The sequence below is a fragment of the Glutamicibacter sp. B1 genome (assembly GCF_039602135.1).
Lineage (GTDB): Bacteria > Actinomycetota > Actinomycetes > Actinomycetales > Micrococcaceae > Glutamicibacter > Glutamicibacter ectropisis.
In genome coordinates this window covers 425,382-448,636 of the sequence record NZ_CP125942.1, presented here as the reverse complement: position 1 = coordinate 448,636, position 23,255 = coordinate 425,382, and the positions used below count along the sequence as shown (strand labels likewise).

Genomic DNA, 23,255 nt, shown 5'->3' with positions numbered 1-23,255 from the left:
AAAGTGTTTCCGATGCCCGCGGTCAGCGCACAGCAGAGAGATTGGGAGATCTCAATCAATAATATCGAGAGAAGTTCAACGGCACTAGAGCCGGAGAATAACCAGATGGTGAGTTCCGCAACACAGACACAGCTTCATGGCTTGAACAGGTTTTGTGTACCAAGATAGAACCATGAACGTGCGCACGCCAGATCCTTACCCCGGTTGGCTTTCAGAAGAAGATCTCTACGAGGCTCGTCAGCGCCTGCCGATGCTCTATGTCGAAGCGATCCCGGTTCGCCTCGACCCACTGGGCTATGTGAATGAAGTTGGACTACTGCTCACCGGTGACAATGATGGTCGCATGCTGCGCACCTTCGTTTCCGGTCGAGTCATGTACCGCGAAACCATTCGTGCGGCGTTGATTCGCCACATCGAAAAGGACTTGGGCACCATGGTTTTGCCCCAGCTTCCAGCTTCCCCGGTTCCGTTCACCGTCGCTGAATACTTCCCAGCACCCAGCGAAACCGGATTGACCGATGACCGTCAGCACGCCGTGTCGATGTGCTACATCGTTCCGGTCCGTGGTGAGTCCACTCCTCGCCAAGATGCACTGGAGTTGACCTGGCTCTCCCCCGCCGAAGCATTAAGCTCGGATATTCAGGGCGAGTTTGCCGGCGGACGAGAAAACATTCTCAGGCAAGCTTTGGCTCATGTCGGAGTGAATATCTAGGCTCAGCTTTCGCTCTTGGGAACAGGATCCTGTCGGCGTTTAAGAAACGAACCGAACCAGCTTCCCAAGAGCACGCCGAGCATACCCACAGCACAACCGATCAGTGTTTCAACCACACGGTCATACATCACTGTGCCGCTGAGCCCGGTGACAAGGGAAACTCCCACCAGTGCCATCGGTGTAATGAAGATCTGCGCCAAGAAGTAATTTCGCATCACCAACATCTCAGCCAAGAACTGACACACGGCGATGACGGCCAAGAGAACCCACACCTGTGGGTTGAGCCAGATCAGCAACGCCATCAGAACCATGCCTACCAAGGTTCCGAGCACACGGTGCACACCACGACGAATTCGCAGTTTGGTGGTGTGGCCAACCAACGGCACGACCGCGGCCACCATCGCCCAGTAATTATGTCCGGCTGAGAGTTGGCTTCCCAACGTGTTGGCGAGGATACCGGCTACCCCGGCGGAAAGAATATAAAACAGCCCTTCCCACCAGATCGCTTTGCGCACGTTATCCGAAAGCGGTGGCAGGGCGGTACGTTCCCAGAGGTTGGCCCACTGCCCGATGGCGCCTGCTGAACCGATGATCAGGGCGAGCACAATAGTCAGCCCCGCGACCAGCAGGGCTTCGCCCATCGGTGCGGCATGCGGAATTGAAGCGATGGCGGCAAAGGCGAAGATGTGGAATAGGGAGCCGCCGGGGCGCAATCGCATAAAGCCGACGAGCACCGAGCAGATACCGGCAACCAACGTAGTGGCACCAACAATCTGCCATTGCATGACTTCTGGATTATCGTGGTCAACCCACCAATACGAGGCTGCGAGGGCCACCGCGATTACAACGAAGAATAAGAGCCCTGATCGCACCTGCATCCGCAAGCGGTTCCAGTAGCCGTCCACTCGGCCGTAAACCCCGGTGAAGGCCCCGAAGACCGCGAAGACCACCAGGTCGAGTCGGTCGATGGCGAACAGAATAATCAGGGGTGCAAAAATACCGATACCGGTGCGAAGCCCGATCCAATGGTCCTTGCGGGCAGGGCCCAAGAGTGATGAGTGCTTTGGTTGATTCCTTCAGTTTCTCCAGGCCCACAATTTCCTTCCGTCGCGTTGGACACAACACGTACCTCTCATTATTCGCTCATTGCCTTGTGAGGGGCTAGGTTTATGGGCATATTGGCTTTGTCGTTTTCCTCGGGAGCGTTAATACGGCACACTTGGTACGTGCCCGAAAAGAACTTTGACCCCAGCGCCCCGCATGCCCGCCAGGAAGAATTCGGATTTGAAGTCGGAACTCGACTTACCGCACCGGATGGTTCCCCGATGTTGGGCCGTACCGGTGTCATCCGTACGCCACATGGCGAAATCAAGACTCCAGCGTTTATCGCCGTAGGCACCAAAGCAACGGTGAAGGCAGTCACCCCGGCCCAGGTTGAAGAACTCGGGGCCCAAGCAGTGCTGTCTAACGCGTATCACCTGTACTTGCAGCCGGGCGCGGACATCCTCGACGAGGCCGGCGGACTGGGCAAGTTCATGGGCTGGCATGGTCCAACCTTCACCGACTCCGGTGGATTTCAGGTCATGTCCTTGGGATCAGGTTTCAAGAAGGTCATTGATATGAAGTCCGTAGACCAGTCAGGTCCGGATGACGCGGTGGCCCCTGGAAAGGAGCGCCTGGCCAACGTGGATGAAGACGGCGTTTGGTTCAAGTCGCATCTTGATGGCACCAAACATCGTTTCTCGCCAGAGATTTCCATGGGAGTGCAGCACCAAATCGGCGCGGACATCATGTTCGCCTTTGATGAGCTGACCACCTTGCAGAACTCGCGCGGTTACCAGGTTGAATCTTTGGAGCGCACTCGGCGTTGGGCCGAACGTTGCATCGCCGAGCACTTCTCCCTCACCGATTCACGTGAAGGCAAAGATTACCAGGCGCTGTTCGGCGTGATTCAGGGGGCGCAGTACGAAGATCTTCGTCGCAAAGCGTGCCAGGATCTTGGGGCCATGGCCTTTGACGGTTTTGGTATCGGTGGCGCTCTGGAAAAGGAAAACCTCGGAACCATCGTTGGTTGGTGCGCAGAGGAACTACCCGAGAACAAGCCTCGCCACCTGTTGGGCATCTCCGAGCCAGATGACATTTTTACGGCCATTGAGAACGGCGCAGACACCTTTGACTGTGTCTCGCCTACTCGTGTTGCCCGCAACTCTGCCTTCTACACCCCGTGGGGACGATTCAACCTTTCCGGTGCCCGCTACAAGCGAGATTTCACCCCACTGGTTGAGGGCTGCGATTGCTACACCTGCCAGAACTTCACCCGTGCGTACATTCACCACTTGTACAAGGGCAAGGAGCTACTGAGCCACACCTTGATTTCCATTCACAACGAACACTTCACCGTGGGGTTGGTTGAGTCTGTACGCCAAGCGCTGGAAGACGGCACATTCTTCGAGCTCAAGGATCAGGTTCTTGCTAGCTACTATGCTGGCAAGCCCGATCCACAGGGACAGCCAGCGGCAAAATAGTCCGCGAAACTACTAGATAGGGCATCATGCTTCGACTTTTAGGCCGAAGCATGATGCCCAATTTTGTGGCTTAGGAAAAGTAATCAGGGTTCTTCAGCTGAGAATCCAGAGTTAGTTTTAGCTCCGCGATTGTTTAGAAAATTCCCCAACAAGCATGTGTAGCGCACGGAACGCAAAGATCAGAGAAACCAACCACAGCGGCCACGCAATGACCCTTTGCGGGCTAAGCACGAGGGACAGCAATGGTGCAAGGGTCGCTACTGCTCGGACCAGCGTCGAAACTTCGTTGAACAGCACCGCGGCAATTGCCACATCGTTGGTGGCCCCACCCAGTAAGCTTTCCCAGTCCCGTTCTTTGCGTCGTGCATATCCCAAGGAACCGGCGGCGCTACCGAGAGATCCGAGGAGCACTGCGGCACCCCACATCCAAGCATTGCTCAGCTCGATAACACCCAGCGCCCCGAGTCCCGCGGTTAATAATGTCAACGCTAGGGCGCTGTAAAGCACAGCAAAAAGAGCTGCTGTTTGCCGCAACTTAGCAGCGGATTGTCCCAAATGCTGGGTCAGTTGCGACTGCGTGAGCAACGGTGAAATCACTGCCGAGACGTTGAGCGTCAGCAGTACGCTAAGCAATAGATAGAAGACTACTGCGCTCAACGGATTCGCAATCTGCTCTACCGTCATCGTCAGGGCCATCACCAAGACCAAGTAGCGAACCGGCAAATGCCAACGAGCACCACGAATAATCCGCAGCACCAACACCCGCCACGCAACTGGTAGGTGAGAAACCAGCCTTCGACCCTGAGAACGACGACGTCCGATCAGTGCCGTTGAAGGAGCCGTGGCTGCGCGGTAATCCGCCTGCATCAGTGATCCCCATAAGAGCTGCTGATTCTCGCCAGATGAGCGTAGGGCTCGTGCACCGATGTTGCTATAAGTTCGATGTGACCACCAGGAGCTGAGGACGCCTAGGCAAAACAGGATGATGGTCCCGCCAACCCAAGTGGAAATCTGCAGTATTGCGTCGGCAGCGCTTTCTACAGCACCTAAGACCCATTGATTCTGTGCTTTGAGCAAGCCCCAAAAGACCACAAGTACAACGATGAGAACGAGGACTGCTCTTCGTAGCCAGCGTTGAACCTGATCTTGTTTTCCGTTGCTTTGTACAACGACTGCCAGATTTGTTAAGACTATTCCTGCCAAGACAAAGCAAACCATCGCCCAGCCAGCGACAAGCGGGTCAAATGCACCGGCGAGGCCATACAACACAATGAGCCAGATGATTCCGATGAAAGCACTGGCGAGCATGCCCAGTAGTAACGCCTGACGCAAGGCCCGGCCTCTGAGCGCATTGGAATGCAATGGCAGCGGCAACCACCATTCGGCTTTGGACGAGTCGACTGCCAGAGGGCCCAGATGAAGTAAGAGCCGAAATAGATAAATGGTGGCAAGCACCAATAGGACTGGTGAGAGTTCTTGTAAACTCCAAACCGCCAATGGCATGTGAGGATGGGGAACGCCTTGTCCAAGGAGCGCGAAGATCAACCCGAAGATCGCGCTGAATAGGTACGCCAGGGCCACGAGGGCTGCCAGCACCCACACATAGGCGTCGGAGAAGCTATCAAAACGTTCCGAGAAGTTTCGGCGTCGCTTAGCTCGCAGGATCAGCTGTTGTGGATCAAATTCGGGAACTTGTACTGCTGCATCGTTAGCGTTCAAGCCACTGCGCTCCGGACTCGGCGCTGATCATCTCACCTTGATCCTCGTCGAGGAGCATGGCGTGCTCCAAAGAATTGCGCAGCAACTGGGGATCATGGGTGACCACCAGCAGTGTGGTTCCTGACTGACGCAGGGTTGCTAATCGGCAGTAGAGTTTCTGCCGAATCCGCAGGTCCAAGCGTTGTTCAGGTTCGTCGAGCAGCACCAGTTGTGCAGGTCGAATCAGGGTTGCCGCTAAGAGCACCTTGCGTCGTTGGCCTGAAGATAGTTCGCCCGGAAGCAGACCGGCCACCTCTTGTAATTCGAAGAAGTCGAGCTCGGCCTGAACTTTTTGTTCCCACGAGGGCAAGCTGTGCCCGCGGGCGACAATTTCGAGGTGCTCGGCAACGGTGAGTTCCTCGAAGAATGTACCGTCGGTGACTTGAACTGCCACTTCTTGGCGGAAAGTCATCGAGTCTTCATTCACCGGTAGTCCGAGGAATTCAATCTCCCCCTGGACTGGGGCAAGGTGGCCGAGGACGGTTCGAATGAGTGTGGATTTTCCGCTGCCGTTGGCACCAATAATGCCTACACCATGGCCTCGGGACAGTTGCAGGTTGAGTGGACCACAGATGGTCCGTTGCGGATAGCCAATAACCAGTTCTTTCGCTTCCAACTGATATTTAGCGTCCTGACCTGTCTGCATAGTCACCACGTTAGTCGCCGAGTACAACTGTGGGCATCGTCCTTACGGATGATGCCCACCGACCTCTTAGCTGGCGTTAGCAGCCTGGATGTAGCCTGGCTCGCGTTTCTTGAACCAACGAATGACTAGTGAAGTCACTGGCACCAAAATGATTTCCACGGCCGTCTTGTAGACGAAGCCAACAACGACGTAGTTGATGAAGTTGGGAGCATCGCTGATACCGATCACCGGTGCTGCGATCGCGCAGAAGATCAACGTATCCAAGAATTCACCTACACCACTGGAACCGATCAATCGTCCAATAAGTCCGCGTTCACCGGTCCGCTCCTTGAGTTTGACCAGTACCCATGAATTGGCGAATTGACCCACGAGGAAGCCACAGGCCGAAGCGAGAACGATCTGCCAGATGGGACCTAAGGTACGTTCGAGGGCTTCTTGTCCGTCGTAGAACTCTGCCGATGGCAAGTGGATCATGATCCAGAAGGAGAACACCGCGAAGAAGGCTAACGCGAAGGTCAGAATAATTGAACGGCGGGCGGCCTTGAGCCCATACACTTCGGAAATGACATCGCCGAGGATGTAGGCCATAGGGAAGAGGAAAAATCCGCCGTCGGTAATGATCGGCCCGAAGCTCACTCCCTTAGAAGCTCCAATATTCGAGAGAATCACGATCGCGCCCATCAGGGTGAGCACCGTGGAGAAATAGGGTGAACCGGCCGAAGCGAAAACGGCCTTTTTGGTCTTAGTCAGATTATTTGAGGCGTTGATTTCGCCCATGCTAGTTGTCCTTGTCAAAGTGGTTCGCCAGAACTCTTCGTTGCAGATCTCTCCTGTTCGATGAGGATGAGGGAGATTTTTTACTGCGCGCGGTTCCGCTGTATTAGCACTTACCTAGCAAGTATCCCATGTTGTCGCCCGCAGTGACCGGTTTACTTCAATTTGCAACCAAGTTTCAGAATTCATTCCTTTCGTAATCCAACATCTCACCTGCAATTCTTCGGAATAGTAATTCGAGGAATCTAATAGTGCAGTGATCACCATCCCGTGCTTCCGCATGGAATTTTTCGTTTTTTGAACGCGTTCAAAAAATGTTAGAATCAACTTCACCACATTTCATTCGAAGGGCTGATGAGCATCCAACCACGCACCGAGAAGGGTCGCCAGACGCAGGCCAAGCTGTTGGCAACCGCCTTGGATTGCTTCGCCGAAGAAGGCTACCGAGCCTCGAGCATGCGAGTCATCGCGGCCAAAGCCGGTGTGTCCCTGTCGCATGCCTACTACTACTTCCAATCCAAAGAAGACATCGTCACGCAGTTACTGCTGAATTTGCGTAACGAACAGTACGAGCTCTGCCAGGGTGTTTTTGACGAGGGCAATACCTTGGAATCGAATATTCGTGCTGTGCTAGATGCGGGAGTCCAAGTCTTGGCTCCTTATCACGAGTTCGGTCCGGTCTTCTTGAAAGTTTTACTCTCCGACGAACACGCCAACGACGAAGTCTCGAAAATTGAGCTCTCCTTGTGGGAGCAAGCAGTTACCGGCGCACGACCGCTGCCACCACTTGGAATTCGCCGTGATTTACCGAAATTCCTATTGCTCGTTTCTCGCCATGTCTTCTCCGCTTGGGCCTACGACCAATCGGCGCAGCAACGCCGTTCCCGGGCCCTGATGAAAAACATTGCCCCAGTAGTCGCCAAATTTGCTGTTCTTTGTCGCTTGCCGGTAGTTCGTTCGCTCTTTGAAGACATCCTGGCTCTTTTGGATCCCAAAACCCTCGATGAAACCGAGGCAAATCAACCACTACGCTCCGCTTTGCGACGCCCGCGGGCTTCCTAACCAACAGACCAACGCACCAGGAAGTTGCAACGAGGCAACACAGTTGAGTACTGCCCCGTTTTTAGGCGTAAAGTCAATGTTGTCTATAGGCAATCCCTAGCGAACCAAAAGGAGAACGCAACAACATGAGCTCAACTGCGCGAACATTGCCAAGTTGGACCAGCGACTACGCATTACTTCGCGACCGCATTGCATCCTTCCCAAACCAGCAGGAAATTCGTTCCGTGAATCAAGCCGGTGAAGACGTAGAAATCTTGCGTCATTGGCCAGAAGATTCATGGGTTGCACCGGCAGATGCACAGCGTTTGATCTTTTTGGGGCCGCCTAAAGACAGCACCAAGGCCAAGTTGCAGGGCGAAGGTTGGCAGCACAGCGCAACCATGCACCTACTCGCTGCAAAGCCTGAAGACGTAGAACAAGTGGTGAAGCTACCTGACACCTCGGGGCTCTTTGAAGCACCGATGGAAAACTACGATGTTGTCGAGGTGACCGACTTTGACCGCCCAGTAGCTCGCGGTCGCATGCACTTTGGTGCAACCTATGGACTGCTCAGTGACCCCGATCTGTTCTCCCCCGATAATCCAGATGTTGCCCGCCGCGCAGTACTGGCAAACTTCGCCGGAGCAGCATTTAGCCACGGGCTTCCTTGGCTATTATTAGTAGCCACTGAAGAACACGCTGCGCAGTTACCAGCTGGTTGGTCTAAGGCGACTGAGCTAACCTTCTGGCAGCACAACTAATTCTTCTCCAATCCGCACTATCCCCAATTGAGACTATGACTAATACAAACACCGTTGCACCAGCAATCACGTTGACCATCGCAGGTTCAGAAGCCACCGGTGGTGCCGGCGCTCAGGCCGATTTGAAGACTTTCCAGGAACTGGGAACCTACGGCATCGTAGCGTTGACCTGCATTGTCTCTTTTGACCCCAAAGATTCGTGGAACCACCGCTTCGTACCTGTTGATCAGCAGGTCATCGCAGATCAGCTCGAAGCAATCCAGACCTGCTACGAAGACAAGCTGGGCACCGTCAAGCTGGGCATGATGGGCTCGCCAGCAACGATCAACACCGTTGCTACCGCACTAAAGTCACAGAAGTGGGACAACGTCCTGCTTGATCCTGTGCTGATCTGCAAGGGCCAAGAACCTGGCCATGCATTGGACACCGACGAAGCTCTCAAGGCCGAACTGCTCCCCTTGGCTACCTTTGTCACCCCTAACCACTTTGAAGCTGAGCAGCTCTCAGGGCTGAAGATCACCACCGAAGAGGATTTGATCAAAGCAGCGAAGAAGATTCACGAAATTTCGGGCGCAGCGGTTCTTGCCAAGGGTGGCGTACGCATCGCCGGCGAAGATGCTGTGGACGTGTTCTACGATGGCACGTCCCTCGAAGTTCTCCGCGAGAAGAAGATTGGCGAAGTTGCTGTTTCCGGTGCTGGTTGCTCCCTGGCAGCCGCTGTAACCGCTGAACTAGCCAAGGGCGCTACCGCGCTGGAGGCTGCGCGCACCGCCAAGGCCTTCGTGACCGAAGGCATCCGCAATCGCGTATCGGGAAACACCCCGTTTGATGCACTCTGGCAGGGTGGACGCCGCTAACCAAGGCGCGCGAATTTCATGACCCCTGGTGCCGGTCGCATTCGTAATGGATGCGACCGGCGCCACGTTTAAGCGTGAGCATGCTCATTGTCATCATCCGATGACTCTTGCTACGGTAGTTGCAGAACATCAATCATCGACGCGTGAATCAGTCACGGGAAAGGGCGGCCGGCTATGCAAGCCACTTTGACGCTCCACCCGTTCGTCTGCGCGTCGAACGGGGTTAGCAAGTAGATTCCGCCGCAGGATTTTCCTCTGGCTCTCTTTTGTAACCCTTCCATTATTTTCGTTGCAGACCTCAACATCCCTATTTTGATTGACACCTTCGTGCGCCCATTTACTGTGCACGGACTCTTTGAGGATTACCATGCAGCCCTTAACCGAAAAAACCATCCGCTCTTCCTTCATCAACGCCAGTCGTCAGGAAGCCAAAAAGCTGACCTTACCGGAAAATTTCACCACCCTAGACTGGGATTCCTTGGAATACCTAGGCTGGCGAGATCCCAAGATGCAGCAGCGCGGTTACCTGTTCCACACCGACGAAAACGGCCGGACCCGAGGCATCCTGTTGCGCCCGACCGATGGTGGACGCAAACCAAATAACGCCACCATGTGTGAGATGTGCCGGGACGTTAACATTCCAGTTGCCGTAGGCATGTGGAGCACTCGCCGAGCCGGGCAAGCAGGTCGTGATGGCGATACTTTAGGCACCTTGATTTGCCTGAACTTCGAGTGCTCACGCAATGTGCGCATCCCACCTCCGAAGAACCCGATCTACCCGGATCCGATGGTCGTTGTTGCTGAGCGCATCGAGCTACTCGACGAACGAGTGCATAGCTTCTTGAATCGCCTCTAGCAATACCACCAACTAAATAGATCTCTTGATCGACAACCCGTCCAGTGTTAGCTAACTACTGAGTAACAAAGCGTCGAATTTTTCTAAAAAATCTTCGCACTCATTGGCTAACGCTGGGCGGGTTTGTCGCAGTGGTGCACGGAATTTATTGTGAAACGCCCAAAGTAGTTGACGCGTCGCTCAGAAAATATTATTCAACAACCCCTTGATATATGCCGTAGGTCACTTAGGATTCCTAGCTATAGGACGACGTATCAGCGGACGTTGTCCTCGGACGATCATCAAAGCTCGCACCGCTTTGCCATTTTCGCCCGCCCGGTGACGGGAGCAATACCGCTACCCAGCCCAGCTAGGAGAACCATGGTCACTCGGCGCACGCAACGAGTGCCGCGCCTGATTTTGGGGTCAGCCACTGCAGTTGCAATGGCAGTCACCCTTTCAGGCCCGGCAAGTGCAGCAGGCATTCCCCAACCAGCAGATGGCGAACAAGCTTTCTCGCTGCCGATTAGCAGCTCCCAGGCGCTGTCAAACCTCAAAGTTTCAGGACCACTGGCTAAAGCCTCAGGCGAGGTATCGGTGTTCGTGCAGCTTAAGGGCGACGGAGCTTTCGAGACCGTCAAAAAGTCTGGAAAGAACAAAGACACTGCCAAGGTCAAGAAGATGAGCAAGGACGTCAAAGCGAAGGGCAAGCAGCTCGCCGCCGAATCTGACTCCACCATCATCTACACCACGCACAACGCGCTCCAAGGCGTAGCTCTGACCGGTGACGCTGAAGATCTTCGCAAACTCGCTGAACGTAGCGACGTAGCGAAAATCAGCTCCATCGTTCCAAAGAAACCCTCAAACCGTAGCTCCGTCGTAGACACCGGCGCTTTGGAATCATGGAAATCCTTGGACAAAACCGGCAAGGGCATCAAGGTTGCCGTACTGGATACCGGCGTGGACTACACCCACGCAAGCTTCGGCGGTCCAGGCACCTTGGAAGCCTATGAGGAAGCGCAAGCCTCCACCGAGCTACCTTCGGCAGACTCCGGACTACGTGATGACAATAAGTTCATCGGCGGTTGGGACCTGGTAGGCGATGACTACAACGCGAACTCCGATGCTGAGAGCTACCAACCCATTCCACATCCAGACCCCAACCCGCTGGACTGTGAAGCAGCCGGTCACGGTTCCCATGTCGCCGGCACCACCGCCGGTTACGGCGTCAACGCCGATGGCTCCACCTTCACCGGAAACTACGCGGACTTGGATGCCAAGGCCCTGTCGGAGATGAAGGTAGGCCCAGGCTCTGCACCAGAAGCTCAACTCATCGGCATCCGCGTTTTCGGCTGTGAAGGTTCCTCCTCGGTAGTCGGCCAAGCACTGGATTATGTGCTCGACCCGAACGGTGACGGCGATTTTTCCGACCGCGCACAGGTAGTGAATATGTCCCTGGGCTCGGATCATTCCCCGACCGAAGACCCTGAAAACGACATCGTCGATGAACTGACCAAGGCCGGAATTCTTTCGGTTGTTGCTTCGGGCAACGCCGGCGACGTCACCGATGTCGGCGGTTCCCCCGGTAACTCGCGCTCATCACTGACCGTTGCCAACTCGGTGGGATCTCACGTCACCTTGGATAAGATTCAGGTTGATGAGCCAAGCGATGTTGCAGGTACCGCCTCAGGTCAGTACTCCTCAAACTTCAACTACACCAACGCTGACCCAGCTCAGCTGACCGGTGAAGTTGTGATGGCTCCAGCCAGCAATGAATACGGTTGCGACGCATTCGAAGCAGGTTCGCTGGAAGGCAAGTGGGTTTGGCTGAAGTGGAGCAAGAACGGCGAATTCCCTTGTGGATCCGCTGCTCGTTTCAACAACGCTGAAGCCGCCGGTGCCACCGGTGTAATCCTCGATTCCGAAGCAAACCTTTTTGACGCTGGCATTGCGGGCAACTCCACCATTCCAGGCGCACAGTTCACCTTGGATCAGTCGCAGCGACTGCGTCCAGCAGCAGAAGCTGGCACGTTGAAGGTGACCCTGTCGCCTGACTTCGTCGGTGGATCCTCCAGTGAATCCGGTGCCGGTGACACCCTGAACTCCTCGTCCTCACGAGGCGTTCATGGCAGCAACGGCGTAGTCAAGCCTGACGTTGCCGCCCCGGGCACACAGATCGGTTCGGTAGGCGTTGGCACCGGAACCGGTACCGCGGTCATGTCGGGCACCTCAATGGCTACTCCACTGGTAGCCGGAATTGCAGCACTGGTTCTTGAAGGCAGCGATTACACCCCTTATGAGGCCAAGAGCGTCATCATGAACACCGCAGCCACCGACATCAAGGCCGCCAACGGTGAGGCTTATGGTCCAAACCGCGTGGGTGCAGGTCGAGTAATGGCTGACGCTGCGATTGAAACTCCAGCCTTCGCCTACGATTCCGACGCGCCGGATCTGACCAGCGTGGTCTTCGGTGTCATTGAATTGGACGGCAAGAAGGGTTACACCGCCAAGCGTAAGATCACCGTTCAGAACACCAGTGACAAGACGCAGACCTACAACGCCAACTACGTTGCTGCGACCCAGATCCCTGGCGCAAGCTACAGTCTGGATCGCAAGAGCGTCACCGTTAAGGCCGGCAAGAGTGCACAGCTGACCGTGACTTTGAAGGTCGATCCAAAGGAATGGGCCAAGACCATTGACCCAACCATGGCTACCACCCAGTCCGGACTGTCGCGTGCATGGCTTGCCGATGCCACCGGTCGTGTCGAGCTGACCAGTAGCACCGCTCCAACCTTGCGTGTTCCAGTTCAGGCAGCTCCTAAGCTGGTCGCTGATATGTCCGGCAAGGTCAAGAAGCTGAAGAAGGGTTCAAACACCACGACCCTCGATCTGAAGGGCAAGGGCATTACCGCTGGCGAAGGCGCTACCGAAGTGACCTCCCTACTCGGTGCCTTTGAACTCGGCGCTTCGAGCGACCGTGGCGATGCTTCCTTGGATTCGATCCCTGCAGCACGGTCCATGGACCTGCAGTATGTGGGCGCATCGAGCACCGCTGGCCGTACCGGCGTGGCTGATGGTCAGTTGAACATCGGTATCTCAACCTGGGAGAACTGGGCTCACTTAGCTGGTGGCAGTGAACTGGACGTTGAGATCGATACGAACGCTGATGGTAAGGCCGACTTTGTCACCTTCACCACCGTCATCGATGAATTGGATCTGGATCTGGCAGCGACCTTCGATCTTGCCACCGGCAAGCAGGTCGATTTGCAGCCAGTGAATGGCGTGCTCGGCGATGTTGATACCAACAGCTACGACACCAACACGGCAATCTTGCCGGTCTCGCTTTCGGCCCTGGGCCTGAGCGATGACGCGGCCGAGATTTCCTACCGTGTCCTTGGCTACTCCTGGTACAACACCGATGACGCTGGCTCAATGGTTCCAGTGGACCAGACCGACTGGATCAACTTCAATGTGGCAACGCCACAGGTTGATTTTGGTGCAGAAGGCTCACTGTTCACCGATCTGAAGGGCAACAAGATTCCGGTCACGGTTGCCGATAGCACTAAGGATTCCAAGGCGCTGTTGCTTCACCTGCACAACGCCAGCGAAGACCGTGCACAGGTACTGGACATCGTGTCCGGTAACACCGGAAAGCCAAAGACCAAGTAGTTCTTAGCTTTCCATAAGACCAGGTCCGGGACGCATCCTAGCGAGTAGGAATGTGCCCCGGACCTTTCTTATTGATGTCGGAGTCGACGTCTAATCACTGTTGGCGAAGTTTCGCTTCTAGCTCCACCACCGCTGCTTCACGGACCTTGTCTGCGAACTTCTGGTCTTTTTTGGCTTCATTGCTCAGTGCCTTGGCCATGACGATTGCCTGATCGGAATTAACACAAAGTGGCACAGTGCCTCCGGCCTCCACAAATTTCACGGCTCGTTGTCCCATATCTACCGAGGCAATTTGCTTAGCCTCGCAGAGGTCATCGGAAATTACCACTCCCTCATATCCCATGTCCTGGCGCAGTAGCCCGGTGATGATCTTCTCTGAGAAGGGCGCATCGTTTTGAGCATCAAGTTCTGTATAACGGGCGTTGGAGATCATAATCCACGAATTTCCTTGATCGATTGCCTCTTTAAAAGGCTCAAGGTCGGTGGCGTCCGTGCCAATCACGGTGTCGGTAACTCCGCTAGAAGTATCAGTATTCTTTGCTACCCGACCCAATCCTGGGAAGTGTTTGACGACTGGTTGCACCCCGGCAGAATTCAGAGCATCGGTGACGGTAGTAATAGCGGAAGTCACCGTTTCAGCGGTGTTGCCATACTGCCTACCAAAATACCGGATGGGTGCGTTCTTGGTACCGATTTTTGCGGGAACTACATCTGCCACCGGGGCGAGGTTCACGTTAATGCCGGCTTCAGCCAGTTCTTCGCCGACTTGCGTGATGTTCGAGGCTAATTTCTCACTGCTCCATTGCCCTTGTTTTGTGGCGGTAGGCAATTCAGTAAATCCAGAACCCTGTAACACCCTGACAAATCCGCCTTCTTGGTCGGTGGCCACCCATACCGCAAGGTCCTCAGGGACATTGGATTTGAGGGTTTTAGTTATAGCCCCGACTTTCGTAGCGGTCTGCTTGAGTGACAGCTGCGAACGGCCCCGTAAGAAGACGTTAGAGATCCCCTGCTCTTTCATTGCCTTCAGTTCACCGGTACTCGCGCCGGTCGCCGGAACGCCCGCCATCACCAAACTTGCGGCCTGTTGCTCTACCGTCATCTGGTCCACAAGTTCTTCAGCCTGCGCTCGCACCGTCGGCTCTTGGCTCGGAGTTGGTGTGGGCGTTGCTGTCGGCGAGGTGTTCGGGCTAGTTCGCGGTGATTGGCTGCTAGCTGAAGACGACACCGAAGAGGACGCCGACGATGACGGCTCGTTGGTACTTGACGTATCTGTTGGCGAACCGGGCGCACTGCAACTGCTCAGCAGGAGCATCGCGAGCATTCCAAACGACATGAGCTGTCTGACGTGAGTAGCCATCTTTTTATCCTCCCACTCCGTTCTGCGAAGACGCCGAAAGTTTCTGTGGCGCGGATGATCTTCCCAGTTCTAGGCGCGAACTTCTAAAAGCTCATCCCATTCGGTGGTGTAGCGCTGGGATATGTGTTCGCGTTTCATCGTCCACTGCGGACTCTGCGCCATTCCTGCAGGCCCCAAGCCGATGGACTTTGCGCCGAAGCGTGCGGAAATATCCTGGACTACCGAAGAAACATTCTTCTGTTCTTCCTCTTGCCCGTCTCCAAGTTCAAATAGGTCTAGTTGTTTTTCTCCTGGCGAATCGCTGAGCCCCGATAGGATTACTCCCCCGCGCACATAGTCCATTCCTGGCTGCATCAAGTCCCGCATGGCTGCGATGGCTAGTTTGCTGAGCAGAATTGGATCTCGTGTCGGTCGTGGGAGGCGTACTTGGGCGCTGGGGAACGAGGCCTCGCCCTGAGCAAACCTGCTGGTGCCTGCAGTGACGGTTAATAACGTGGCATAGCGTCCTTCACTGGCCAATCGGCTGGCGGCCTTTTGCGCGTAGATGGACATGACTTCTTCCATTGCCTCGTAAGTTCGTACCGGAGTCGAAAAGGACCTGGTGAACATGACCTGTCCACGGTCGGCGCGTTCTTCCACGGGCCCGATGCAACGCTGCCCGTTGAGTTCAAAAACGGTACGTTGAAGAACCACGGAAAACTTTTTGCGGATAAGCAACGGGTCGGCATCCCGTAAGTCCGCGATCGTTTCAATACCCATGCTCGTGAGCTTGGCCCCGGATTTCCTTCCGACGCCCCAAACATCAGTGACTGGAACGCGGGAGAGAATATTGTCCAACACAGAACGATCCATCAGTTGCTGAACACATACGCCACCAAGTCCTGGATTGTGCTTGGCGATGTGGTTAGCCAACTTGGCCAGTGTTTTTGTCGAAGAGACCCCCACACAAACAGGGACACCGATACTCTTATCAATGGCCTTTCGAATCTGAGCCGCGGTGCTACGCACCTGTTCGAGGTTGCCTTCCAAACCGATGAATGATTCATCAATGGAGTAGACCTCATGCCAAGTTCCATAGCGGCCCAGCAATTCCATAACTCGCGCGGACATATCGCCGTAGAGCTCATAGTTGCTCGAACGTACCGCCAGGTTGTGGCTATCCATGAGCCGCTGGATCTTAAAGAACGGTTCACCGGTGGCGATACCTAGGTCTTTGGCTTCTTGGGATCGCGCGACAACACACCCATCATTGTTCGAAAGCACGACGACCGGTCGGTTACGTAAGGAGTAGTCGAAGGCTCGCTCGCAGGAGACATAAAAGTTGTTCACGTCCACTAGGGACACGTGGTCAACGGACATAATGTAGACACCTTGTAATCACTCCGAAGACACCGACTTCATCGCCTTCGGTTAGCCACACAGGTAATGGTGATTCGTCGCTGAGTAATCCGACTTTGGGTCCATCAATGTGCCAGCGTCGCACCAGCATCTGGCCGTTAAGATTGACGATGACCACCGAGCCATCACGGACGGAGAGTGAACGGTCCACAATGACTTCGTCGCCATCGTGAATTCCTGCAGAGCGCATGGCATTGCCACTAACGCGCATAATGAAGGTTGACACTCGATCCTTGACCAGCAACCTGTTCAGATCCAGACCACCGTCAAAATAGTCCCGGGCAGGCGAAGGGAATCCCATCGCTGATACGGCCTGCACCGGACCTGCGCTAGAAGGCTCCGGCACAAAAGGCTCTGCGTTGCTCAAAGCTCCACCTCACCATTACCCAAAACTAGTACAAACTTTCGAACATTTAGAATTGTACTCGGTTTTCGCACCCCGTGTTCCACCCCGGGAAGGACTTAGCATTCCGGAGAATTTAGGTCGCTAGATCGCGTTTAGTTGATAGCCCGTTTGGGGTTCGCGTGCCACTTCGCTGGCTCGGGCCGACATATATGAACTCTAGTGCAGCGCCTTGACCCGCCAGCGTTCTACCCTAGAAGGAACGATCTTTTGTTTTCGGTCAAGGAGTCACGTGCAGGTTTTACTAGTCAGTGCCGGTGATGTCGCCATCGAGGCGGGCTTACGTTTTGCCCGTGCTGGAGATCAGGTCACCGGCTGGCGACGCAATAGCGCTAAGCTGCCGACAAGTTTCACCGGTCAGGATGTCGACCTGCTCCAACCCGCTTCTTGGCCACAATTCAACCCCGAGACCGAGGTCGTGGTGTTCACTCCGGTCCCGGCGGCTCGCACCGTGGAGGCTTACACCCGCAGTTACTTGGAAGTGGCTAAGGAGCTGGTTTCCCGGTTGAAGGTGCAGGCACCGCAGCTCAGGCGCTTCATTTATGTTTCTTCTTCGGCCGTTTCGGGTGGTGGCGAGGGCGAATGGATCGATGAGTCCACCGAGGTAGCGCCCAACCGCCCAACTTCACAGGTGCTGGCCGATACCGAGCAGGTGCTACTCGATTCGGGTTTGCCGGTGACCATCCTGCGCGCTTCCGGAATTTACGGACCGGGTCGTAACCATCTGATCAATCAGGTACGTGATGCCAGCGCTCGAACACCGCTCGAATCGCATTGGACCAATCGCATCCACCGCGACGATCTGGCCCAGGCAATCGTACACAGCGCCGCCCTGGACGAAACCGGCACGCAGATCTACATGGTCACCGACAACGAGCCTGCGCAGATCGGCGAGATCTATACCTTCCTCGCCCAACAGCTAAGTCTGCCGGTCCCACAGCAAGCCACCGAACCAGCAGTGCGTCGCGCGGCCAACCGGCGCATCCGCAATGACAAGCTATTGGCCACGGGCTTCACTTTGCAGTTCCCCGGATACCGTGAAGGGTACCGATCGGTGTTGGCCGGCGAATCCACGCGACACGCTTAAAAGAACGAACCGGCGCGATCCCACCATGGTTTGAGTTCGCGCCGATTCACTTTACTCAGGTTCCTGATGTGGAGCAGAACTGGTTAGAAGCCGTTGCGCAGCGGGTTGAAGTGGCGCGCGATGGCTGGCACAGACTGTCCGGTGATCTGGGCAGCCAGAATCTTGCCGGTCAGCGGGCCAAGGGCCACGCCCCACATGCCGTGTCCGCCGCCCACCGAGACGCGTGAGGAAGCGGTCTGGCCGACCAGCGGCAGGCCGTCGGCGGTGCAGGGGCGCCCGCCAACCCACTCTTCCTTGCGGTTCTCCCAGTTGATGCCCTTGTAAACCGGGGTTGCAGCGGCAACGATGGCCTCGATGCGCTTGGGCTCCAGCTTGTGGTTGACGTCGCGGAACTCCATGGTGCCGGCGATGCGGAAGCGGTCGCCCAGCGGGGTGCAGGCCACACGCTGGGTAGGGAAGTAAATCGGGTGAGTTGGCATGTCTTCTGGCTCAACCGTGAAGGAGTAGCCACGGCCAGCCTGGACGACGACCTTCACACCGAACTTGCTGGCGATATCAGTCATCCAGGCACCGGTGGCGAGCACTACGTGGTCGGCGGTGATGGCACGGCCCTCGGAGCCGATGACCGTCACGGAGGAACCGTTGTCGCGCACGTCGGTGACGTTGAAGGTGCCGATGATGTCCCCACCACGAGCGATCACGGACTCGGCCAGCGACTCCATGAACTTCGGCGGGTTGATGTAGCGCTGGCCCTTAATGGCCACGCCAGCAACAACGTTGTCGGACAGGGTCGGTTCGATGTCGCGCAGCCGATCGCCACTGAGCAGGTCAAAGTCGACGTGCCCGCCGGTCTTGTGGATCATCTCGAACTCGTGCAGCAACGCGTCACGATCCTTCATGGAGATGAAGCCGGTCAGGAATGGGTCGGCAGGCTTGGTCTTCTCCTTGGTCCCCGGTCCCGCAGCAGTGTCTTCGGCGATCTCATCGAAGGCATCCAGGCCGGTGTGTCCCACCTCGGAGAAGATGCGCATGGCTTCTTCCCACTTCTTGGGGGTGGAGTGCCAGGTGAAGCCGAGCAGGAAGCGCAGCAGCTTAGCATCGGCCTTCAGCGGGATGTACAGCGGCGAAGCAGGATCCAGCATCATCTTCAAACCCTGCGAGAAGATCGATGGCTCGGCAATCGGTAGGGTGAGCGCCGGGGTCAGCCATCCGGCGTTACCCCAGGAAGATCCCGAGGCTACGCCGCCACGGTCAACAACGGTGACTTTGACACCGGCTTCTTGTAGGTACCAAGCCGTGGACAAACCGACGAATCCGGCGCCGACAATGACAACATGATCTGGCGCAGTTACCGCTGCCATGACCCACTCTCCTAGCAATTCCTTGGCCTCTATGCACGAGGTTGTATGTGTTCACTGTCGCGCGATCTACGATGAAATTCAACGCGTTCTGAGGATTCAACAGTGATAGCCACCACACTGTTGTGTGATTTGCGTTTTCTGCGGAATCTGGAACTTTTCACCGTATTTTTAACAGTTCTCCAGTGGAACGCGAAAAGTTTAGCTACGCGTGACCAAGTAGCTGACCCCTGAGCCCCACCGCCCAATCACCGTCTGCGTACACTGAAAACAAGTGCATCATCATCGCCCCACCCCGACCAACCAGCACAAAGGAACATCACCACACACATGGCCTCACGTAAACCAGCCAAAAAGAAATCAGCGCAGGGACACCCGGCCCGCCGAGCAGGAGCTAGCTCCGTGCCTTTCGAGACTGAAGTACGTCAGGCGCTTCAACCGTTTAAGTCTCAGCTCTTCCGCCATTTCCAAGAAGAAGGTCAGCCAGCCAGCGAAACGCGTGCAGCCATCGAAGGGTTAACCACCTTGCTGACGGTGCACGCTCAGTTGCGCAAAAGTGTTGATGTCCAGTCGCTGGATCCAACGATTCTTGGTGAGCAGCTTGGTCACCTATCGTCCTTGGGTAAAGAGGTCGCAGCAACCAGCGCCGCGATCCTCAAGCACTACCTCACGTTCCTAGGGACCACCGCTAACTTTGGCGGCAGCGTCGAGGACTTCAAACAGACTTTTGAGTTCCTCTCACGTATGGCTGGAGATTCGCCGATCGTCGCACCTTTCCTAGAAGACGATGAAGCCAATGGCGCATTCGAATCGATGCCATTTGTGTTTGCCGCTCGTGAACTGATCCAGTGGGTTGGCGCGGGCAAGCCGAGCACTCCCGCCGGCGTGCTGACCGGCGAAACCTTGCAGGACGCTGCCCAAGCATTGGGCCTATTCATCAAGGTCGATGAAAGTGCTGACGCGCCTGAAGAGAGCGCCTGGGAGCCAGAGGATGGAACTGTAGTTCCCGCGCTGGCCGACATCCCCCGGCTTTCCGCGTACTGGGACGCGCTGATCGGCACCGCCATGCTGACCTACCAAGCACCTAACGCTAAGCCGACCGAATCATTGAGCGAAGCATTGCTTGCTTCAAGCGGGGCAGGTTCGCGCGTAGTTAAGGAACTGATCGCGGAAGTGCTGTACTCGCACATCCTGATCAACACCTTGGAAAAGCCAGGCCAAGCGCAGATCGCCGAAATGGTTGCTGGTGTTCTGAGCAACGCCGCTTCGTCCACTCCTCCGCGCACCGAGTTTGCTCTGCAGATCCCTACCCAGGATGATCTTCCAGCAGAGCAGCATCACCTGATCCCGAGCTTGGAAGAGGTTGTGCCACAGGTTGAATCCCTGCTTCGTATCTTTGAACGTGAAGGCCTTGTGGAAATCGACGATCTGATCACCGTTCCACTCGTGCTTCGCTCGTCGTTGGAGCGCGCGCTGGGTAAGGTCTCGGATCATGTGCTGAAGCACGATGCGGCTTCCGAAACACCAGAAGCGTAAGTCTTGCAGTAATTGAATAGTGATGGCTCCGGAGGTTCTCCGGAGCCATCACTATTTGAAGAGATTATTTACTATCCGTGCAACCTTTGAGAGTTCGCACTTAAGTTATAAAAGGTACGCTGCACTGCTGACAGACAACGGCGGGGCGATGGGGGCGCAACCGCCGATGAAAGATCAGTCCGTTCAAACAATGCAACGCACCTTTTAATCACCTCAGGTCCTTCATGATGCCACTCGCAAAACACCACCAAGTACCTCATTGGTGATCGGTCTTCACCGATACATGTCTAACCTATCGCGTTCACAAGAATTTCGAAATCATACTTTAGTAGGAGGGCAGGGCTTAGAACGGGATGCTGGCCCGAAGGATCCACTGCCCTTTTTCGGCGCGGGTCGAGAACTTTCCTCCAAAAGCGCGCATTCGGTCGGACATTCCAACCAAACCGCTTCCACCCTCAGGCAATCCCTTTGATTTCGTACCCGAAACATCGATCTGATTAGTAATTTCTAGTACAGCTTCAGTTCCGTTGGACACCAGCTCAAGAGTGCACGATGTATCGGGGGCACCGTGTTTTATGACATTCGTTGTACCTTCTTGCATCACGCGATAGATCGCGGTTTGTGCCGAACGAGGAAGTTCCGAAATCTTCTCATCCGTGGTTGAGGTCACTTTAAAGTTTGCGTCTCGAAGTCGTTGAGCAAATAAATCCACACCCTGAAGTGCATATACCGTCGTTGCGGCAGGTTTATCGACAGCAGACCCGGCCTCATCGGACATCGTTCCGTCGGCTCTCAAAACGTTTAGCATCAGACGCAAGTCGTGCAGGGTCTCGGAACTCAGTTTGGATATGACATCGAGGGTCTCCAGAGCCATTTGTCCATCATTAGCAAACTTGGCGGCCTTTGATTGCATTACCACGATGGTGATGTCGTGGGCGACGATGTCATGAAGATCGCGAGCGATGTTCTTCCGCTCCCTCTCAATGGCTAGTTGAGTCTGTTGCTGAGCTTTCTGCATTTGTCGTACCGCTTCAGTGTTTTTCTCGCGCAAGACATAGATACTTCGCGTTAAAAAGTAGGCCAGGAGCGTCAACGGCACCAACGCCACGAGCAGTACCGCATCGCTTCCAGCCTGAATTCCAAATTGCACCATCCATGCAACAGTCAACGTCAGGAAAAGACCTCGGACGCTGCGTGCACTAACAGTGGCCGCTAGTGATGCGAACACCATGAATGAAACTATGGTCCAGAAGAATAACGAGGCATCATTCAAGAAGAAGTATGCGCCCGCGACGAAAAGGCCAAGAGATACGGCGATCCAGCGAAACCCTAACGCTAGAGCTACGCAGAGCCCCACCCCAACAAGGGCACCGCGAATAGATACGTCTGAGGAACCGCTAAATCCCTCTTGCAGAAGGGTAACGAATTCACTGCTGGAGACGGCAATGAGAATCGCCATTCCAGCCCAAATGATGACACCCCGGCCAGCAAGGTGCTTGGTCAGGGTGCCTTTTAGTCGTTCACTCATATGCCGAATAATTCACGGCAACGACTTTCAAGTCAAATAGATCGGTTACGGACAACTCACACCGTAGTGCTTGCAGAGCCACATGCCGAAGTCTGCACCCCAACCCGCTGGTGTGGCCACCGAACCAGAGCCGATCTGCCCCGAGTCCGCAGATGCGGGAGCCGCAACTGCAGTCAAAGGTGTCAAAACCAATGCGGCGACAGCCAGCATCTTCAAAGCCTTCATAACGAACCCCAAATCTCGTTAACTTATATACTTTCAAGTGAACAGGCCGATTGGCGGTCAAAAACATCGACTCAAAGGAAACAAATGGAACAAATCAAGGTCCTAATCGTCGATGATGAACCCCTTATTCGACATGCGTTGAGCACAATCCTAGCAACGGATCACGGAATTGTAACCGTATTTTCTGCAGAAAATGGGAAGCAGGCAATCGAGTATTGTTCGGACCATGAGGTCGACGTAGTTCTGATGGATTTGCAGATGCCAATCATGGATGGGGTTAGCGCTACTCGCGCCATCAAATCCCACATAGACAGCCCAGCAATCCTTGCAATTACGGCATTTTCATCGGATGAATATCTGATTCCAGTCCTCACCGCTGGCGCCAGCGGATACCTTGTTAAAGATTCTGAGCCGGATGAAATTATTAATGCGGTTCATGCAGTTCATCAGGGTACCGCCGCCATTTCACCTTCGGTTTCTTCGGACCTAATTTCGGCCGTTCGCAATGCGTATGTCGATAATTCGCAAACCGTCGAAGATCTCATTTATGATCTGGGGATTACCAGTAGAGAAATTCAAATTCTTAAATTACTTGCTCAGGGATTAAATAACCCAGAAATCTCTAAAACTCTGGGCATCACCGAAACTACGGTCAAGACTCACATGGCAAAAATCTTCGCCAAGCTTGAAGTTCGCGATCGCGTGCAAGCACTCGTGGCAGCGGCGCGCATGGGAATTGTCGAAATCCACAAAGACTAAATTTCGTTCACTGGCAGTGTGAC

At 55.1% G+C, this 23,255-nt stretch carries 20 protein-coding genes; 11 read left to right on the top strand and 9 right to left on the bottom strand.

Translation table 11 applies throughout. The features are described from left to right. Window positions 1–172 precede the first annotated feature (172 nt). On the top strand, window positions 173–712 hold the full coding sequence (locus QMQ05_RS02095; protein WP_334121167.1) for an NUDIX hydrolase family protein: 540 nt from the start codon (window positions 173–175) through the stop codon (window positions 710–712). A 2-nt stretch (window positions 713–714) separates the two neighbouring features. On the opposite strand, the gene QMQ05_RS02090 is transcribed toward QMQ05_RS02095, so the two are convergent. Further along, window positions 715–1,761 (bottom strand): FUSC family protein, encoded by a 1,047-nt coding sequence (locus tag QMQ05_RS02090; protein ID WP_345472606.1) that lies wholly within the window; start codon window positions 1,759–1,761, stop codon window positions 715–717. Window positions 1,762–1,881: 120 nt separating this feature from the next. Between QMQ05_RS02090 and tgt the strand changes: the two genes are divergently transcribed. Beyond that, a complete protein-coding gene (gene tgt, locus QMQ05_RS02085; RefSeq protein WP_434063166.1) occupies window positions 1,882–3,237 on the top strand; it encodes a tRNA guanosine(34) transglycosylase Tgt in 1,356 nt (451 codons plus the stop codon). A 117-nt stretch (window positions 3,238–3,354) separates the two neighbouring features. On the opposite strand, the gene QMQ05_RS02080 is transcribed toward tgt, so the two are convergent. From QMQ05_RS02080 to QMQ05_RS02070, 3 genes are all read right to left on the bottom strand, one after another. Next, complete coding sequence (locus QMQ05_RS02080; protein ID WP_345472605.1) at window positions 3,355–4,956, bottom strand: hypothetical protein; 1,602 nt, start codon at window positions 4,954–4,956, stop codon at window positions 3,355–3,357. Beyond that, the gene (locus QMQ05_RS02075) at window positions 4,946–5,641 is read right to left on the bottom strand and encodes an ABC transporter ATP-binding protein (RefSeq protein WP_345472603.1); all 696 of its coding nucleotides are present in this window, start codon (window positions 5,639–5,641) and stop codon (window positions 4,946–4,948) included. The genes QMQ05_RS02080 and QMQ05_RS02075 overlap by 11 nt, the downstream gene beginning before the upstream one ends. Window positions 5,642–5,707: 66 nt before the next feature. Then, window positions 5,708–6,418 carry a queuosine precursor transporter gene (locus QMQ05_RS02070; protein ID WP_345472601.1) on the bottom strand — a complete coding sequence of 237 codons (711 nt, stop codon included), beginning with the start codon at window positions 6,416–6,418 and terminating at the stop codon, window positions 5,708–5,710. Between the two features lie 351 nt (window positions 6,419–6,769). On the opposite strand from QMQ05_RS02070, the gene QMQ05_RS02065 reads away from it, so the two are divergent. The 5 genes from QMQ05_RS02065 (at window position 6,770) to QMQ05_RS02045 (ending at window position 13,578) form a co-directional block, all read left to right on the top strand. After that, window positions 6,770–7,477 carry a TetR/AcrR family transcriptional regulator gene (locus tag QMQ05_RS02065; RefSeq protein ID WP_345472599.1) on the top strand — a complete coding sequence of 236 codons (708 nt, stop codon included), beginning with the start codon at window positions 6,770–6,772 and terminating at the stop codon, window positions 7,475–7,477. A 125-nt stretch (window positions 7,478–7,602) separates the two neighbouring features. Beyond that, entirely contained in the window at window positions 7,603–8,217 is a 615-nt protein-coding gene (locus QMQ05_RS02060) for a hypothetical protein (protein WP_058256211.1), read from the top strand. Between the two features lie 35 nt (window positions 8,218–8,252). Then, window positions 8,253–9,074: a bifunctional hydroxymethylpyrimidine kinase/phosphomethylpyrimidine kinase gene (gene thiD, locus QMQ05_RS02055; RefSeq protein ID WP_345472596.1), complete on the top strand. Its 822-nt coding sequence runs from the start codon at window positions 8,253–8,255 to the stop codon at window positions 9,072–9,074. Between the two features lie 367 nt (window positions 9,075–9,441). Then, entirely contained in the window at window positions 9,442–9,930 is a 489-nt protein-coding gene (locus QMQ05_RS02050) for an FBP domain-containing protein (RefSeq protein WP_345472594.1), read from the top strand. Window positions 9,931–10,290: 360 nt separating this feature from the next. Further along, a complete protein-coding gene (locus QMQ05_RS02045; RefSeq protein WP_345472592.1) occupies window positions 10,291–13,578 on the top strand; it encodes a S8 family serine peptidase in 3,288 nt (1,095 codons plus the stop codon). A gap of 94 nt (window positions 13,579–13,672) precedes the next feature. On the opposite strand, the gene QMQ05_RS02040 is transcribed toward QMQ05_RS02045, so the two are convergent. After that, window positions 13,673–14,713: a glycoside hydrolase family 3 N-terminal domain-containing protein gene (locus QMQ05_RS02040; protein ID WP_345472590.1), complete on the bottom strand. Its 1,041-nt coding sequence runs from the start codon at window positions 14,711–14,713 to the stop codon at window positions 13,673–13,675. A gap of 25 nt (window positions 14,714–14,738) precedes the next feature. Here QMQ05_RS02040 and QMQ05_RS02035 point away from each other — a divergent pair, with 25 nt between their 5' ends. Further along, complete coding sequence (locus QMQ05_RS02035) at window positions 14,739–14,930, top strand: hypothetical protein (RefSeq protein WP_345472588.1); 192 nt, start codon at window positions 14,739–14,741, stop codon at window positions 14,928–14,930. Between the two features lie 77 nt (window positions 14,931–15,007). Here QMQ05_RS02035 and QMQ05_RS02030 read toward each other — a convergent pair whose 3' ends face one another. Then, window positions 15,008–16,297, bottom strand: coding sequence for a Y-family DNA polymerase (locus tag QMQ05_RS02030; RefSeq protein ID WP_345472586.1), 1,290 nt, complete (start codon window positions 16,295–16,297; stop codon window positions 15,008–15,010). Continuing rightward, the gene (locus QMQ05_RS02025) at window positions 16,287–16,637 is read right to left on the bottom strand and encodes a LexA family protein (RefSeq protein ID WP_370736831.1); all 351 of its coding nucleotides are present in this window, start codon (window positions 16,635–16,637) and stop codon (window positions 16,287–16,289) included. Before QMQ05_RS02025 ends, QMQ05_RS02030 begins: the two co-directional genes overlap by 11 nt. Before the next feature lie 334 nt (window positions 16,638–16,971). On the opposite strand from QMQ05_RS02025, the gene QMQ05_RS02020 reads away from it, so the two are divergent. Further along, on the top strand, window positions 16,972–17,826 hold the full coding sequence (locus tag QMQ05_RS02020; RefSeq protein WP_345472583.1) for an NAD(P)H-binding protein: 855 nt from the start codon (window positions 16,972–16,974) through the stop codon (window positions 17,824–17,826). Between the two features lie 83 nt (window positions 17,827–17,909). Here QMQ05_RS02020 and QMQ05_RS02015 read toward each other — a convergent pair whose 3' ends face one another. After that, window positions 17,910–19,187, bottom strand: a complete 1,278-nt coding sequence (locus tag QMQ05_RS02015; RefSeq protein WP_345472581.1) for an NAD(P)/FAD-dependent oxidoreductase — start codon at window positions 19,185–19,187, stop codon at window positions 17,910–17,912. 327 nt (window positions 19,188–19,514) lie between these two features. Between QMQ05_RS02015 and QMQ05_RS02010 the strand changes: the two genes are divergently transcribed. Next, the gene (locus QMQ05_RS02010; RefSeq protein ID WP_345472579.1) at window positions 19,515–20,720 is read left to right on the top strand and encodes a hypothetical protein; all 1,206 of its coding nucleotides are present in this window, start codon (window positions 19,515–19,517) and stop codon (window positions 20,718–20,720) included. 343 nt (window positions 20,721–21,063) lie between these two features. Here QMQ05_RS02010 and QMQ05_RS02005 read toward each other — a convergent pair whose 3' ends face one another. Further along, the gene (locus tag QMQ05_RS02005) at window positions 21,064–22,248 is read right to left on the bottom strand and encodes a sensor histidine kinase (RefSeq protein ID WP_345472577.1); all 1,185 of its coding nucleotides are present in this window, start codon (window positions 22,246–22,248) and stop codon (window positions 21,064–21,066) included. A 309-nt stretch (window positions 22,249–22,557) separates the two neighbouring features. Here QMQ05_RS02005 and QMQ05_RS02000 point away from each other — a divergent pair, with 309 nt between their 5' ends. After that, entirely contained in the window at window positions 22,558–23,232 is a 675-nt protein-coding gene (locus QMQ05_RS02000) for a response regulator transcription factor (protein ID WP_345472575.1), read from the top strand. Window positions 23,233–23,255 lie beyond the last annotated feature (23 nt).

Coding starts and splice junctions, on each gene's coding strand:
- QMQ05_RS02095 (WP_334121167.1), top strand. CDS start 173: ATGAACGTGCGCACGCCAGATCCTTACCCCGGTTGGCTTTCAGAAGAA.
- tgt (WP_434063166.1), top strand. CDS start 1,882: ATGGGCATATTGGCTTTGTCGTTTTCCTCGGGAGCGTTAATACGGCAC.
- QMQ05_RS02075 (WP_345472603.1), bottom strand. CDS start 5,641: ATGCAGACAGGTCAGGACGCTAAATATCAGTTGGAAGCGAAAGAACTG.
- QMQ05_RS02070 (WP_345472601.1), bottom strand. CDS start 6,418: ATGGGCGAAATCAACGCCTCAAATAATCTGACTAAGACCAAAAAGGCC.
- QMQ05_RS02065 (WP_345472599.1), top strand. CDS start 6,770: ATGAGCATCCAACCACGCACCGAGAAGGGTCGCCAGACGCAGGCCAAG.
- QMQ05_RS02060 (WP_058256211.1), top strand. CDS start 7,603: ATGAGCTCAACTGCGCGAACATTGCCAAGTTGGACCAGCGACTACGCA.
- thiD (WP_345472596.1), top strand. CDS start 8,253: ATGACTAATACAAACACCGTTGCACCAGCAATCACGTTGACCATCGCA.
- QMQ05_RS02050 (WP_345472594.1), top strand. CDS start 9,442: ATGCAGCCCTTAACCGAAAAAACCATCCGCTCTTCCTTCATCAACGCC.
- QMQ05_RS02045 (WP_345472592.1), top strand. CDS start 10,291: ATGGTCACTCGGCGCACGCAACGAGTGCCGCGCCTGATTTTGGGGTCA.
- QMQ05_RS02030 (WP_345472586.1), bottom strand. CDS start 16,297: ATGTCCGTTGACCACGTGTCCCTAGTGGACGTGAACAACTTTTATGTC.
- QMQ05_RS02025 (WP_370736831.1), bottom strand. CDS start 16,637: ATGGGATTCCCTTCGCCTGCCCGGGACTATTTTGACGGTGGTCTGGAT.
- QMQ05_RS02015 (WP_345472581.1), bottom strand. CDS start 19,187: ATGGCAGCGGTAACTGCGCCAGATCATGTTGTCATTGTCGGCGCCGGA.
- QMQ05_RS02010 (WP_345472579.1), top strand. CDS start 19,515: ATGGCCTCACGTAAACCAGCCAAAAAGAAATCAGCGCAGGGACACCCG.
- QMQ05_RS02005 (WP_345472577.1), bottom strand. CDS start 22,248: ATGAGTGAACGACTAAAAGGCACCCTGACCAAGCACCTTGCTGGCCGG.
- QMQ05_RS02000 (WP_345472575.1), top strand. CDS start 22,558: ATGGAACAAATCAAGGTCCTAATCGTCGATGATGAACCCCTTATTCGA.